6 protein-coding genes are annotated in these 14,863 nt (G+C 49.3%); all 6 read right to left on the bottom strand.

From position 1 onward, the window contains the following. Positions 1-34: 34 nt before the first annotated feature. The 6 genes from NX720_RS15845 to NX720_RS15820 are packed head-to-tail and all read right to left on the bottom strand — an operon-like array spanning position 35 to position 14,843. The gene (locus NX720_RS15845) at positions 35-2,467 is read right to left on the bottom strand and encodes a C2H2-type zinc finger protein (protein ID WP_262595803.1); all 2,433 of its coding nucleotides are present in this window, start codon (positions 2,465-2,467) and stop codon (positions 35-37) included. 50 nt (positions 2,468-2,517) lie between these two features. Next, positions 2,518-4,779 (bottom strand): C2H2-type zinc finger protein, encoded by a 2,262-nt coding sequence (locus NX720_RS15840; RefSeq protein ID WP_262595801.1) that lies wholly within the window; start codon positions 4,777-4,779, stop codon positions 2,518-2,520. 50 nt (positions 4,780-4,829) lie between these two features. Then, positions 4,830-7,418, bottom strand: a complete 2,589-nt coding sequence (locus NX720_RS15835; protein WP_262595799.1) for a C2H2-type zinc finger protein — start codon at positions 7,416-7,418, stop codon at positions 4,830-4,832. Positions 7,419-7,468: 50 nt separating this feature from the next. Continuing rightward, positions 7,469-9,901, bottom strand: coding sequence for a C2H2-type zinc finger protein (locus NX720_RS15830; protein WP_262595798.1), 2,433 nt, complete (start codon positions 9,899-9,901; stop codon positions 7,469-7,471). A 50-nt stretch (positions 9,902-9,951) separates the two neighbouring features. Next, positions 9,952-12,126, bottom strand: coding sequence for a C2H2-type zinc finger protein (locus NX720_RS15825; RefSeq protein WP_262595796.1), 2,175 nt, complete (start codon positions 12,124-12,126; stop codon positions 9,952-9,954). A 50-nt stretch (positions 12,127-12,176) separates the two neighbouring features. Then, on the bottom strand, positions 12,177-14,843 hold the full coding sequence (locus NX720_RS15820; RefSeq protein ID WP_262595794.1) for a C2H2-type zinc finger protein: 2,667 nt from the start codon (positions 14,841-14,843) through the stop codon (positions 12,177-12,179). Positions 14,844-14,863 lie beyond the last annotated feature (20 nt).

Genomic DNA, 14,863 nt, shown 5'->3' with positions numbered 1-14,863 from the left:
TTGGGCTATTGGGTGATTTTGGCGGGAGTGTAGACTATTGCTGTGGCGGTTGCTCTGTTGGAAGGTTCTTGTGTTGGATGCGCTTGTGACTTACGAGGTGTGCGAGTTGAAAAAATCTCTTTTGGCACTTATCGCACTCATAAGGCTTCTCTCCGGTGTGGGTGCGTTTGTGTCTTATGAGGTCTCCGGATTGAATAAATCTCTTTTGGCACTTATCGCACTCATAAGGCCTCTCCCCTGTGTGGCTGCGTTTGTGTTTTACGAGGTCTCCGGATCGAGCAAATCTCTTTTGGCACTTATCGCACTCATAAGGCTTCTCCCCGGTGTGAGTGCGTTTGTGTACTATGAGGTTATTGAGTTGATTAAATCTTTTTTTACACACATCGCACCCATAAGGCTTTTCCCCTGTGTGAATGCGTTTGTGTCTTACGAGCTCTCCGGTCTGAGTAAATCCCTTTCCACACACATCGCACTCATAAGGCTTCTCCCCTGTGTGGGTGCGCCTGTGTGTTACCAAGGTTTCGGAAACAGCAAATCCCTTTTGACACACATCGCACTTATAAGGCTTCTCTCCGGTGTGGATGCGCTTGTGCCTTGTCAGGTTTCCAGAACTAGCCAATACCCTTCCACACACATCACACGCACATTTTTTGTTTTTTGCCCCGGCTCCGCTATGATTGTCATCACCATCGGGCACCACAACCGGTTCGTTTTTATAGTCCCAGTAAGGTTCTCCATAGCTCAGCCAGAGTCCTTTGCCCTCCGGGATATCCTTTGTTGTCACGACCATAACCACGGGGAAATCATCCATATAAACAATAATGAAACTGACGTTTGGCTCTAAAGTACCGGTATTGTCGTCGGCATTGCTGGTGACGGTACAGTCGTTAACACAGGAAAAAATATTGCCGTCGTCATAACCTGAAAGCCAGTACATTTCCTGACAATCATCCGTGGCTTCTTCTCCTTCTTCTTTGTAGTCACAGTTAACGGAATAGGATATTTGCTGGTCTAACGTACCACACTCCGGAGACGGGGCATTCTTATCTATCAACCAGAGAGAGCCCCGGTAATGTCCCAGTACAGTACCCTTGGACAGTTTTTTGGCGGCTACCACATGTCTTTGCCCGTCCAGAGCCTGGTAAGGGTCGCCCTCGTTTGCCTCGTACCGCACCTCTCTAACCAGACCTTCGATGTGCGCCTCTCTTTCTTCATTGGTTTTATTAATATATTCCAATATCCTGTTTTCCTGTTGCTGTCGCTTTTTCTTAGTAAAAAGTTTCCAGAATGCAGGGGCACCCAGAATCTTGCAATTTGTTTTGAAAGGCGGTTCTGGCGGTTTTCTGGTAATACCGCTTTCCGGCTTGATGATAAACAGTTCAGCACTTGTCAAGACTTTTCTTTCACCAAATTCAATGACATTTTCTTCCTGTTTTATGAGGATATCCGGTATCACGGGATAACCCTCGGTCTGCGGATTTGTGACACTCTGCGGGCTCTCGCTATTACTGGTGCTGGTGCTGGTGCTGGTGCTGAGTTTTCTTTTTTTGCTCTTCGTAGCTGCTGGTTTATCAACGGGTGGAGGATTTCTTTTGGAACCATTGGACAGGTCAACCATGCTCCCCGATGGCAGGGAAACAGGAGTGCAGGCAGAAAGGTTATTGTCGGGAGTCAGCACAACTTTTCTTCCCTCCATCTTGTCCGTAAAAAACCAGAACGTTTCATCCTGCGGGGCCGAACGGTGTGCCAGTGAGTAATGGAACCTGACAGGCGCTCGCTGCTCCTTTATTTTCTGCTCCTGCCTTAACACTTCGTCCGGTTTTTCAGGGGCTAATCTTGACATGGCGTTTGTCCAGCATCTTGTTCGCCGGTCTATCCCTTCAGACTTTCTCCTTTGCCGGGACAGGTACTCCAGAATGGCTCTGTATTGTTGTTCATATTGCTGGTCGGGCAGACCCGGGCTATCACTCTGAAAGGGAGCAATGGCCAGGTCTGTTCCCCCGGTGGTCTGCACCTGCAAAACCGACGCAAACCCGGTCACCTGCACAGACTCCCCACTGTGACTAAACTGCAGTGTGGCTCTTAACCCGGTCAGCAAAGCACTGGGATCGTGGCAGCGCAGATGCCGGGTCATGTTGGAAAGTGTGGTGGCATTGCACGCATCCTGCCATGTGAAGACTGCCGGCTCAGTGGCCAGTACACTAAAACCGTCGTCTTCTACCAGGATAACCACCGCTGCCGATCTTTTTGAAACCGCGACTTTTTCATCCATAGCGGATTTAAGCACGGGTTGTTGCTGAAGACAGAGCCTTGAAGCAACATGGGCAATCCCGCCCTGATGTACAGAAGCTGGTGTTACCCATTCTCCACGGACGCTGCCCACAATGACAGCCAGCCACAGCAGCAACACCACTGCCAGCATTTTTTTTGAAAACACAAAGACTGAAGCGTTATTTTTTTTGCCCATTGTGGAGTCCGTAGAATTGGGCTATTGGGTGATTTTGGCGGGAGTGTAGACTATTGCTGTGGCGGTTGCTCTGTTGGAAGGTTCTTGTGTTGGGTGCGCTTGTGACTTACGAGGTGTGCGAGTTGAGAAAATCTTTTTTGGCACTTATCGCACTCATAAGGCTTATCTCCGGTATGGGTGCGCTTGTGTCTTACGAAGTTACTGGAGCAAGCAAATCTCTTTTGACACACATCGCACTCATAAGGCCTCTCTCCTGTGTGGTGGCGCCTGTGTTTTGTCAAGTCTCCGGAAGCTGCAAATCTCTTTGGACACACATCGCACTCATAAGGCTTCTCCCCGGTGTGAGTGCGTTTGTGTACTATGAGGTGATTGAGTAGAGAAAATCTCTTTTGACACACATCGCACTCATAAGGCTTCTCTCCGGTGTGGGTGCGCTTGTGTCTTACGAGGTCTCCGGAAAGAGCAAACCTCTTTCCACACACATCACACACGTGTTTTTTGTTTTTTGCCCCGGCTCCGCTATGATCGTCATCACCGTCAGGCACCACAACCGGTTCGTTTTTATAGTCCCAGTAAGGTTCTCCATAGCTCAGCCAGAGTCCTTTGCCCTCCGGGATATCCTCTGTTGTCACGACCATAACCACGGGGAAATCATCCATATAAACAATAATGAAACTGACGTTTGGCTCTAAAGTACCGGTATTGTCGTCGGCATTGCTGGTGACGGTACAGTCGTTAACGCAGGAAAAAATATTGCCGTCGTCATAACCTGAAAGCCAGTACATTTCCTGACAATCATCCGTGGCTTCTTCTCCTCCTTTATAGTCACAGTTAACGGAATAGGATATTTGCTGGTCTAACGTACCACACTCAGGAGACGGGGCATTCTCATCTATCAACCAGAGAGAGCCCCGGTAATGTCCCAGTACAGTACCCTTGGACAGTTTCTTGGCGGCTACTACATGCTTTTGCCCGTCCAGAGCCTGGTAAGGGTCGCCCTCGTTTGCCTCGTACCGCACCTCTCTGACCAGACCTTCGATGTGCGCCACTCTTTCTTCATTGGTTTTATTAATATATTCCAATATCCTGTTTTCCAGTTGCTGTCGCTTTTTCTTTGTAAAAAGTTTCCAGAATGCCGGGGCACCCTGAATCTTGCAATTTGTTTTGAAAGGCGGTTCTGGCGGTTTTCTGGTAATACCGCTTTCCGGCTTGATGATAAACAGTTCAGCACTTGTCAAGACTTTTCTTTCACCAAATTCAATGACATTTTCTTCCTGTTTTATGGGGATATCCGGTATCACGGGATAACCCCCGGTCTGCGGATTTGTGACACTCTGCGGGCTCTCGCTATTACTGGTGCTGGTGCTGGTGCTGGTGCTGAGTTTTCTTTTTTTGCTCTTCGTAGCTGCTGGTTTATCAACGGGCGGAGGATTTCTTTTGGAACCATTGGACAGGTCAACCATGCTCCCCGATGGCAGGGAAACAGGAGTGCAGGCAGAAAGGTTATTGTCGGGAGTCAACACAACTTTTCTTCCCTCCATCTTGTCCGTAAAAAACCAGAACGTTTCATACTGCGGGGCCGAACGGTGTGCCAGTGAGTAATGGAACCTGACAGGCGCTCGCTGCTCCTTTATTTTCTGCTCCTGCCTTAACACTTCGTCCGGTTTTTCAGGGGCTAACCTTGACATAGCGTTTGTCCAGCATCTTGTTCGCCGGTCTATCCCTTCAGACTTTCTCCTTTGCCGGGACAGGTACTCCAGAATGGCTCTGTATTGTTGTTCATGCTGCTGGTCGGGCAGACCCGGGCTATCACTCTGAAAGGGAGCAATGGCCAGGTCTGTTCCCCCAGTGGTCTGCACCTGCAAAACCGACGCAAACCCGGTCACCTGCACAGACTCCCCACTGTGACTAAACTGCAGTGTGGCTCTTAACCCGGTCAGCAAAGCACTGGGGTCGTGGCAGCGCAGATGCCGGGTCATGTTGGAAAGTGTGGTGGCATTGCACGCATCCTGCCATGTGAAGACTGCCGGCTCAGTGGCCAGTACACTAAAACCGTCGTCTTCTACCAGAATAACCACCGCTGCCGATCTTTTTGAAACCGCAACTTTTTCATCCATAGCGGATTTAAGCACGGGTTGTTGCTGAAGCCAGAGCCTTGAAGCAACATGGGCAATCCCGCCCTGATGTACAGAAGCTGGTGTTACCCATTCTCCACGGACGCTGCCCACAATGACAGCCAGCCACAGCAGCAACACCACTGCCAGCATTTTTTTTGAAAACACAAAGACTGAAGCGTTATTTTTTTTGCCCATTGTAGTGTCCGTAGAATTGGGCTATTGGGTGATTTTGGCGGGAGTGTAGACTATTGCTGTGGCGGTTGCTCTGTTGGAAGGTTCTTGTGTTGGATGCGCTTGTGACTTACGAGGTGTGCGAGTCGAGAAAATCTCTTTTGGCACTTATCGCACTCATAAGGCTTCTCCCCGGTGTGGCTACGCCTGTGTGTTGCTAAGTTTCCGGAGTCAGTAAATCTCTTTTGGCACTTATCGCACTCATAAGGCTTATCTCCGGTGTGGGTGCGCTTGTGTCTTACTAAGTTACTGGAGCAAACAAATCTCTTTTGACACACATCGCACTCATAAGGCCTCTCTCCTGTGTGGTGGCGCCTGTGTTTTGTCAAGTCTCCGGAAGCTGCAAATCTCTTTGGACACACATCGCACTTATAAGGCTTATCTCCGGTGTGGGTGCGCCTGTGTCTTACGAAGTTACTGGAGCAGGCAAATCTCTTTTGACACAGATCGCACTCATGAGGCTTTTCCCCGGTGTGTCTGAGCCTGTGTGCTGCCAAGTTTCCGGAGTTAACAAATCTCTTTTGACACACATCGCACTCATAAGGCCTCTCCCCGGTGTGAGTGCGTTTGTGTACTATGAGGTGATTGGGTTGAATAAATCTCTTTTTACACACATCGCACTTATAAGGCTTCTTCCCGGTGTGGCAGAACTTGTGTCTTGTGAGAGTTCCGGAACGAGCAAACTTCTTTCCACACACATCGCACTCATGAGACTTCTCTCCTGTGTGGGTGAGCTTGTGTCTTGTGAGACTTCCAGAATTAGCAAGCTCCCTTCCACACACATCATACGCACATTTTTTGTTTTTTGCCCCGGCTCCGCTATGACCGTCATCACCGTCGGACACCACAACCGGTTTGTTTTTATAGTCCCAGTAAGGTTCTCCATAGCTCAGCCAGAGTCCTTTGCCCTCCGGGATAAACTTCGTTGTCACTACCAAAACCACGGGGAAATCATCCATATAAACAGTGATGAACCTGACGTTTGGCTCTACAGTAGCGGTATCGTGGTCAGCATTACTGGTGACGGTACAGTCGTTAACGCAGGAAAAAATATTGCCGTCGTCATAACCTGAAAGCCAGTACATTTCCTGACAATCATCCGTGGCTTCTTCTCCTTTGTAGTCACAGTTAACGGAATAGGATATTTGCTGGTCTAACGTACCACACTCCGGAGACGGGGCATTCTCATCTATCAACCAGAGAGAGCCCCGGTAATGTCCCAGTACAATACCCTTGGACAGTTTTTTGGCGGCTACTACATGCCTTTGCCCGTCCAGAGCCTGATAAGGGTCACCCTCGTTTGCCTCGTACCGCACCTCTCTGACCAGGCCTTCGATGTGCGCCTCTCTTTCTTCATTGGTTTTATTAATATATTCCAATATTTTGTTTTTCAGTTGCTGTCGCTTTTTCTTAGTAATAAGTTTCCAGAATGCCGGGGCACCCTGAATCTTGCAATTTGTTTTGAAAGGCGGTTCTGGCGGTTTTCTGGTAATACCGCTTTCCGGCTTGATGATAAACAGTTCAGCACTTGTCAAGACTTTTCTTTCACCAAATTCAATGACATTTTCTTCCTGTTTTATGGGGATATCCGGTATCACGGGATAACCCCCGGTCTGCGGATTTGTGACACTCTGCGGGCTCTCGCTATTACTGGTGCTGGTGCTGGTGCTGAGTTTTCTTTTTTTGCTCTTCGTAGCTGCTGGTTTATCAACGGGTGGAGGATTTCTTTTGGAACCATTGGACAGGTCAGCCATGCTCCCCGATGGCAGGGAAACAGGAGTGCAGGCAGAAAGGTTATTGTCGGGAGTCAGCACAACTTTTCTTCCCTCCATCTTGTCCGTAAAAAACCAGAACGTTTCATCCTGCGGAGCCGAACGGTGTGCCAGTGAGTAATGGAACCTGACGGGCGCTCGCTGCTCCTTTATTTTCTGCTCCTGCCTTAACACTTCGTCCGGTTTTTCAGGGGCTAACCTTGACATGGCGTTTGTCCAGCATCTTGTTCGCCGGTCTATCTCTTCAGACTTTCTCCTTTGCCGGGACAGGTACTCCAGAATGGCTCTGTATTGTTGTTCATATTGCTGGTCGGGCAGACCCGGGCTATCACTCTGAAAAGGAGCAATGGCCAGGTCTGTTCCCCCGGTGGTCTGCACCTGCAAAACCGACGCAAACCCGGTCACCTGCACAGACTCCCCACTGTGACTAAACTGCAGTGTGGCTCTTAACCCGGTCAGCAAAGCACTGGGGTCGTGGCAGCGCAGATGCCGGGTCATGTTGGAAAGTGTGGTGGCATTGCACGCATCCTGCCATGTGAAGACTGCCGGCTCAGTGGTCAGTACACTAAAACCGTCGTCTTCTACCAGGATAACCACCGCTGCCGATCTTTTTGAAACCGCGACTTTTTCATCCATAGCGGATTTAAGCACGGGTTGTTGCTGAAGCCAGAGCCTTGAAGCAACATGGGCAATCCCGCCCTGATGTACAGAAGCTGGTGTTACCCATTCTCCACGGGCGCTGTCCACCATGACAGCCAGCCACAGCAGAAACACCACTGCCAACATTTTTTTTGAAAGCACAAAGACTGAAGCGTTATTTTTTTTGCCCATTGTGGAGTCCGTAGAATTGGGCTATTGGGTGATTTTGGCGGGAGTGTAGACTATTGCTGCGGCGGTTGTTCTGTTAGGGATTCCTTATGTTGGGTGCGCTTGTGCCTTGCGAGGTTATTGGAGCGAGCAAATCTATTTTCACACACATCGCACTCATAAGGCCTCTCTCCGGTGTGGGTTCGTTTGTGTGCTGCTAAGTTTCCCGAGTCAGTAAATCTCTTTTGGCACTTATCGCACTCATAAGGCTTCTCTCCGGTGTGGCTGAGCTTGTGCCTTACAAGATCACTGGAGTAGGCAAATCCCTTTTGACACACATCGCATTCATAAGGCTTCTCTCCTGTGTGTATGAGCCTGTGTTTTGCTAAGTTTCCGGAAACAGCAAATCCTTTTTGACACACATCGCACTTATAAGGCTTCTCTCCGGTGTGAATGCGCTTGTGTCTTACGAGGTTACTGGAGGAAGCAAATCCCTCTTGACACACATCGCACTCATAAGGCCTCTCTCCGGTGTGGGTGCGCCTGTGTGCTACCAAGGTTGCGGAAACAGCAAATCCCTTTTGACACACATTGCACTTATAAGGCTTCTCTCCGGTGTGGATGCGCTTGTGCCTTGTCAGGTTTCCAGAACTAGCCAATACCCTTCCACACACATCACACGCACATTTTTTGTTTTTTGCCCCGGCTCCGCTATGATTGTCATCACCATCGGGCACCACAACCGGTTCGTTTTTATAGTCCCAGTAAGGTTTTCCATAGCTCAGCCAGAGTCCTTTGCCCTCCGGGATATCCTCTGTTGTCACGACCATAACCACGGGGAAATCATCCATATAAACAATAATGAAACTGACGTTTGGCTCTAAAGTACCGGTATTGTCGTCGGCATTGCTGGTGACGGTACAGTCGTTAACGCAGGAAAAAATATTGCCGTCGTCATAACCTGAAAGCCAGTACATTTCCTGACAATCATCCGTGGCTTCTTCTCCTTCTCCTTTGTAGTCACAGTTAACGGAATAGGATATTTGCTGGTCTAACGTACCACATTCCGGAGACGGGGCATTCTTATCTATCAACCAGAGAGAGCCCCGGTAATGTCCCAGTACAGTACCCTTGGACAGTTTTTTGGCGGCTACTACATGCTTTTGCCCGTCCAGAGCCTGGTAAGGGTCGCCCTCGTTTGCCTCGTACCGCACCTCTCTGACCAGACCTTCGATGTGCGCCACTCTTTCTTCATTGGTTTTATTAATATATTCCAATATCCTGTTTTCCAGTTGCTGTCGCTTTTTCTTAGTAAAAAGTTTCCAGAATGCCGGGGCACCCTGAATCTTGCAATTTGTTTTGAAAGGCGGTTCTGGCGGTTTTCTGGTAATACCGCTTTCCGGCTTGATGATAAACAGTTCAGCACTTGTCAAGACTTTTCTTTCACCAAATTCAATGACATTTTCTTCCTGTTTTATGGGGATATCCGGTATCACGGGATAACCCCCGGTCTGCGGATTTGTGACACTCTGCGGGCTCTCGCTATTACTAGTGCTGGTGCTGGTGCTGGTGCTGAGTTTTCTTTTTTTGCTCTTCGTAGCTGCTGGTTTATCAACGGGTGGAGGATTTCTTTTGGAACCATTGGACAGGTCAGCCATGCTCCCCGATGGCAGGGAAACAGGAGTGCAGGCAGAAAGGTTATTGTCGGGAGTCAGCACAATTTCTCTTCCCTGCATCTTGTCCGTAAAAAACCAGAACGTTTCATCCTGCGGGGCCGAACGGTGTGCCAGTGAGTAATGGAACCTGACGGGCGCTCGCAGCTCCTTTATTTTCTGCTCCTGCCTTAACACTTCGTCCGGTTTTTCAGGGGCTAACCTTGACATAGCGTTTGTCCAGCATCTTGTTTGCCGGTCTATCTCTTCAGACTTTCTCCTTTGCCGGGACAGGTACTCCAGAATGGCTCTGTATTGTTGTTCATATTGCTGGTCGGGCAGACCCGGGCTATCACTCTGAAAGGGAGCAATGGCCAGGTCTGTTCCCCCGGTGGTCTGCACCTGCAAAACCGACGCAAACCCGGTCACCTGCACAGACTCCCCACTGTGACTAAACTGCAGTGTGGCTCTTAACCCGGTCAGCAGGGCATTGGGGTCGTGGCAGCGCAGATGCCGGGTCATGTCGGAAAGCGTGGTGGCATTGCACGCATCCTGCCATGTGAAGACTGCCGGCTCAGTGATCAGTACACTAAAACCGTCGTCTTCTATCAGAATAACCACCGTTGCCGATCTTTTTGAAACCGCGACTTTTTCATCCATAGCGGATTTAAGCACGGGTTGTTGCTGAAGCCAGAGCCTTGAAGCAACATGAGCAGTCCCGATCTGATGTACAGAAGCTGGTGTTACCCATTCTCCACGGGCGCTGTCCACCATGGCAGCCAGCCACAGCAGAAACACCACTGCCAACATTTTTTTTGAAAACACAAAGACTGGAGCGTTATTTTTTTTGCCCATTGTGGAGTCCGTAGAATTGGGCTATAGGGTTATTTTGGCGGGAGTGTAGACTATTGCTGTGGCGGTTGTTCTGTTGGAAGGTTCTTGTGTTGGGTGCGCTTGTGACTTACGAGGTGTGCGAGTTGAGAAAATCTTTTTTGGCACTTATCGCACTCATAAGGCTTCTCCCTGGTGTGAGTGTGTTTGTGTACTTTGAGGTGTCCGGATTGAGTAAATGTCTTTTTACACACATCGCACTCATAAGGCTTCTCTCCGGTGTGGGTGCGCCTGTGTGCTACCAAGGTTGCGGAAACAGCAAATCCCTTTTGACACACATCGCACTTATAAGGCTTCTCTCCGGTGTGGATGCGCTTGTGCCTTGTCAGGTTTCCAGAACTAGCCAATACCCTTCCACACACATCACACGCACATTTTTTGTTTTTTGCCCCGGCTCCGCTATGATTGTCATCACCATCGGGCACCACAACCGCTTCGTTTTTATAGTCCCAGTAAGGTTCTCCATAGCTCAGCCAGAGTCCTTTGCCCTCCGGGATATCCTCTGTTGTCACGACCATAACCACGGGAAAATCATCCATATAAACAATAATGAAACTGACGTTTGGCTCTAAAGTACCGGTATTGTCGTCGGCATTGCTGGTGACGGTACAGTCGTTAACGCAGGAAAAAATATTGCCGTCGTCATAACCTGAAAGCCAGTACATTTCCTGACAATCATCCGTGGCTTCTTCTCCTTCTTCTTTGTAGTCACAGTTAACGGAATAGGATATTTGCTGGTCTAACGTACCACACTCCGGAGACGGGGCATTCTCATCTATCAACCAGAGAGAGCCCCGGTAATGTCCCAGTACAGTACCCCGGGATAGTTTTTTGGCGGCTACCACATGCTTTTGCCCGTCCAGAGCCTGGTAAGGGTCGCCCTCGTTTGCCTCGTACCGCACCTCTCTGACCAGACCTTCGATGTGCGCCACTCTTTCTTCATTGGTTTTATTAATATATTCCAATATCCTGTTTTCCAGTTGCTGTCGCTTTTTCTTAGTAAAAAGTTTCCAGAATTCCGGGGCACCCAGAATCTTGTAATTTGTTTTGAAAGGCGGTTCTGGCGGTTTTCTGGTAATACCGCTTTCCGGCTTGATGATAAACAGTTCAGCACTTGTCAAGACTTTTCTTTCACCAAATTCAATGACATTTTCTTCCTGTTTTATAGGTATATCCGGTATCACGGGATAACCCCCGGTCTGCGGATTTGTGACACTCTGCGGGCTCTCGCTATTACTGGTGCTGGTGCTGGTGCTGAGTTTTCTTTTTTTGCTCTTCGTAGCTGCTGGTTTATCAACGGGTGGAGGATTTCTTTTGGAACCATTGGACAGGTCAACCATGCTCCCCGATGGCAGGGAAACAGGGGAGCAGGCAGAAAGGTTATTGTCGGGAGTCAGCACAATTTCTCTTCCCTGCATCTTGTCCGTAAAAAACCAGAACGTTTCATCCTGCGGGGCCGAACGGTGTGCCAGTGAGTAATGGAACCTGACGGGCGCTCGCAGCTCCTTTATTTTCTGCTCCTGCCTTAACACTTCGTCCGGTTTTTCAGGGGCTAACCTTGACATAGCGTTTGTCCAGCATCTTGTTTGCCGGTCTATCTCTTCAGACTTTCTCCTTTGCCGGGACAGGTACTCCAGAATGGCTCTGTATTGTTGTTCATATTGCTGGTCGGGCAGACCCGGGCTATCACTCTGAAAAGGAGCAATGGCCAGGTCTGTTCCCCCGGTGGTCTGCACCTGCAAAACCGAGGCAAACCCGGTCATCTGCACAGACTCCCCACTGTGACTAAACTGCAGCGTGGCTCTTAACCCGGTCAGCAAAGCACTGGGGTCGTGGCAGCGCAGATGCCGGTTCATGTCGGAAAGCGTGGTGGCATTACACGCATCCTGCCATGTGAAGACTGCCGGCTCAGTGGTCAGTACACTAAAACCGTCGTCTTCTATCAGAATAACCACCGTTGCCGATCTTTTTGAAACCGCGACTTTTTCATCCATAGCGGATTTAAGCACGGGCTGCTGCTGAAGCCAGAGCCTTGAAGCAACATGGGCAATCCCGCCCTGATGTACAGAAGCTGGCGTTACCCATTCTCCACGGGCGCTGTCCACCATGGTGGCCAGCCACAGCAGAAACACCACTGCCAACTTTTTTTTTGAAAACAAAAAGACTGGAGCGTTATTTTTTTTGCCCATTGTGGTGTCCGTAGAATTGGGCTACTGGGTGATTTTGGCGGGAGTGTAGACTATTGCTGTGGTGGTTGTTCTGTTGGGGATTCCTTGTGTTGAGTGCGCTTGTGTTTTACGAGGTGTTCGAGTCGAGAAAATCTTTTTTGGCACTTATCGCACTCATAAGGCTTCTCTCCGGTGTGGGTGCGTTTGTGTCTTATGAGGTCTCCGGATTGAGTAAATCTCTTTTGGCACTTATCGCACTCATGAGGCCTCTCCCCTGTGTGGCTGCGTTTGTGTTTTACGAGGCCTCCGGATTGAGCAAATCTCTTTTGGCACTTATCGCACTCATAAGGCTTCTCCCCGGTGTGGCTACGCCTGTGTGTTGCTAAGTTTCCAGAAGCACAAAATCCCTTTTCACACACATCGCACTTATAAGGCTTCTCCCTGGTGTGAGTGTGTTTGTGTACTTTGAGGTGTCCGGATTGAGTAAATGTCTTTTTACACACATCGCACTTATAAGGCTTCTCCCTGGTGTGAGTGTGTTTGTGTACTTTGAGGTGTCCGGATTGAGTAAATGTCTTTTTACACACATCGCACTCATAAGGCTTCGCCCCGGTGTGGGTGCGCCTGTGTCTTAGGAAGTTACTGGAGCAGGCAAATCTCTTTTGACACACATCGCACTCATGAGGCTTTTCCCCGGTGTGTCTGAGCCTGTGTGCTGCCAAGTTTCCGGAGTTAACAAATCTCTTTTGACACACATCGCACTCATAAGGCTTCTCTCCGGTATGGATGCGATTGTGCCTTGCGAGGTGTCCGGAACGAGCAAATCTCTTTTGACACACATCGCACTCATAAAGCTTCTCTCCGGTGTGGGTGCGTTTGTGTCTTACGAGGCTTCCGAAATGAGCCAACTCCCTTCCACACAAATCACACTTATATTTTCTGTTTTTTGCCCCGGCTCCGCTATGATCGTCATCACCGTCGGGCACCACAACCGGTTCGTTTTTATAGTCCCAGTAAGGTTTTCCATAGCTCAGCCAGAGTCCTTTGCCCTCCGGGATATCCTCTGTTGTCACGACCATAACCACGGGGAAATCATCCATATAAACAGTGATGAAACTGACGTTTGGCTCTACAGTAGCGGTATCGTGGTCAGCATTACTGGTGACGGTACAGTCGTTAACGCAGGAAAAAATATTGCCGTCGTCATAACCTGAAAGCCAGTACATTTCCTGACAATCATCCGTGGCTTCTTCTCCTTCTCCTTTGTAGTCACAGTTAACGGAATAGGATATTTGCTGATCTAATGTACCACACTCCGGAGACGGGGCATTCTCATCTATCAACCAGAGAGAGCCCCGGTAATGTCCCAGTACAGTACCCTTGGACAGTTTTTTGGCGGCTACTACATGCTTTTGCCCGTCCAGAGCCTGGTAAGGGTCACCCTCGTTTGCCTCGTACCGCACCTCTCTGACCAGGCCTTCGATGTGCGCCTCTCTTTCTTCATTGGTTTTATTAATATATTCCAATATCCTGTTTTTCAGTTGCTGTCGCTTTTTCTTAGTAAAAAGTTTCCAGAATGCCGGGGCACCCAGAATCTTGCAATTTGTTTTGAAAGGCGGTTCTGGCGGTTTTCTGGTAATACCGCTTTCTGGCTTGATGATAAACAGTTCAGCACTTGTCAAGACTTTTCTTTCACCAAATTCAATGACATTTTCTTCCTGTTTTATGGGGATATCCGGTATCACGGGATAACCCTCGGTCTGCGGATTTGTGACACTCTGCGGGCTCTCGCTATTACTGGTGCTGAGTTTTCTTTTTTTGCTCTTCGTAGCTGCTGGTTTATCAACGGGTGGAGGATTTCTTTTGGAACCATTAGACAGGTCAACCATGCTCCCCGATGGCAGGGAAACAGGGGAGCAGGCAGAAAGATTATTGTCGGGAGTCAACACAACTTTTCTTCCCTCCATCTTGTCCGTAAAAAACCAGAACGTTTCATCCTGCGGGGCCGAACGGTGTGCCAGTGAGTAATGGAACCTGACGGGCGCTCGCAGCTCCTTTATTTTCTGCTCCTGCCTTAACACTTCGTCCGGTTTTTCAGGGGCTAACCTTGACATAGCGTTTGTCCAGCATCTTGTTCGCCGGTCTATCTCTTCAGACTTTCTCCTTTGCCGGGACAGGTACTCCAGAATGGCTCTGTACTGTTGTTCATATTGCTGGTCGGGCAGACCCGGGCTATCACTCTGAAAAGGAGCAATGGCCAGGTCTGTTCCCCCGGTGGTCTGCACCTGCAAAACCGACGCAAACCCTGTCACCTGCACAGACTCCCCACTGTGACTAAACTGCAGTGTGGCTCTTAACCCGGTCAGCAGGGCATTGGGGTCGTGGCAGCGCAAATGCCGGTTCATGTCAGAAAGCGTGGTGGCATTACACGCATCCTGCCATGTGAAGGCTGCCGGCTCAGTGGCCAGTACACTAAAACCGTCGTCTTCTACCAGAATAACCACCGCTGCCGATCTTTTTGAAACCGCAACTTTTTCATCCATAGCGGATTTAAGCACGGGTTGTTGCTGAAGCCAGAGCCTTGAAGCAACATGGGCAATCCCGCCCTGATGTACAGAAGCTGGTGTTACCCATTCTCCACGGGTATTGTCCACCATGACAGCCAGCCACAGCAGAAACACCGCTGCCAACATTTTTTTTGAAAACACAAAGACTGGAGCGTTATTTTTTTTGCCCATTGTAGTGTCCGTAGAATTGG

Source organism: Endozoicomonas euniceicola (assembly GCF_025562755.1).
GTDB classification, from domain to species: Bacteria; Pseudomonadota; Gammaproteobacteria; order Pseudomonadales; family Endozoicomonadaceae; genus Endozoicomonas_A; species Endozoicomonas_A euniceicola.
This window is presented reverse-complemented; position numbering and strand designations above follow the sequence as displayed.

What these genes read in the sequence shown, in the direction of transcription:
- NX720_RS15820 (WP_262595794.1), bottom strand. Translation starts at nt 14,843, where the DNA reads ATGGGCAAAAAAAATAACGCTCCAGTCTTTGTGTTTTCAAAAAAAATG.
- NX720_RS15830 (WP_262595798.1), bottom strand. Translation starts at nt 9,901, where the DNA reads ATGGGCAAAAAAAATAACGCTCCAGTCTTTGTGTTTTCAAAAAAAATG.
- NX720_RS15825 (WP_262595796.1), bottom strand. Translation starts at nt 12,126, where the DNA reads ATGGGCAAAAAAAATAACGCTCCAGTCTTTTTGTTTTCAAAAAAAAAG.
- NX720_RS15835 (WP_262595799.1), bottom strand. Translation starts at nt 7,418, where the DNA reads ATGGGCAAAAAAAATAACGCTTCAGTCTTTGTGCTTTCAAAAAAAATG.
- NX720_RS15840 (WP_262595801.1), bottom strand. Translation starts at nt 4,779, where the DNA reads ATGGGCAAAAAAAATAACGCTTCAGTCTTTGTGTTTTCAAAAAAAATG.
- NX720_RS15845 (WP_262595803.1), bottom strand. Translation starts at nt 2,467, where the DNA reads ATGGGCAAAAAAAATAACGCTTCAGTCTTTGTGTTTTCAAAAAAAATG.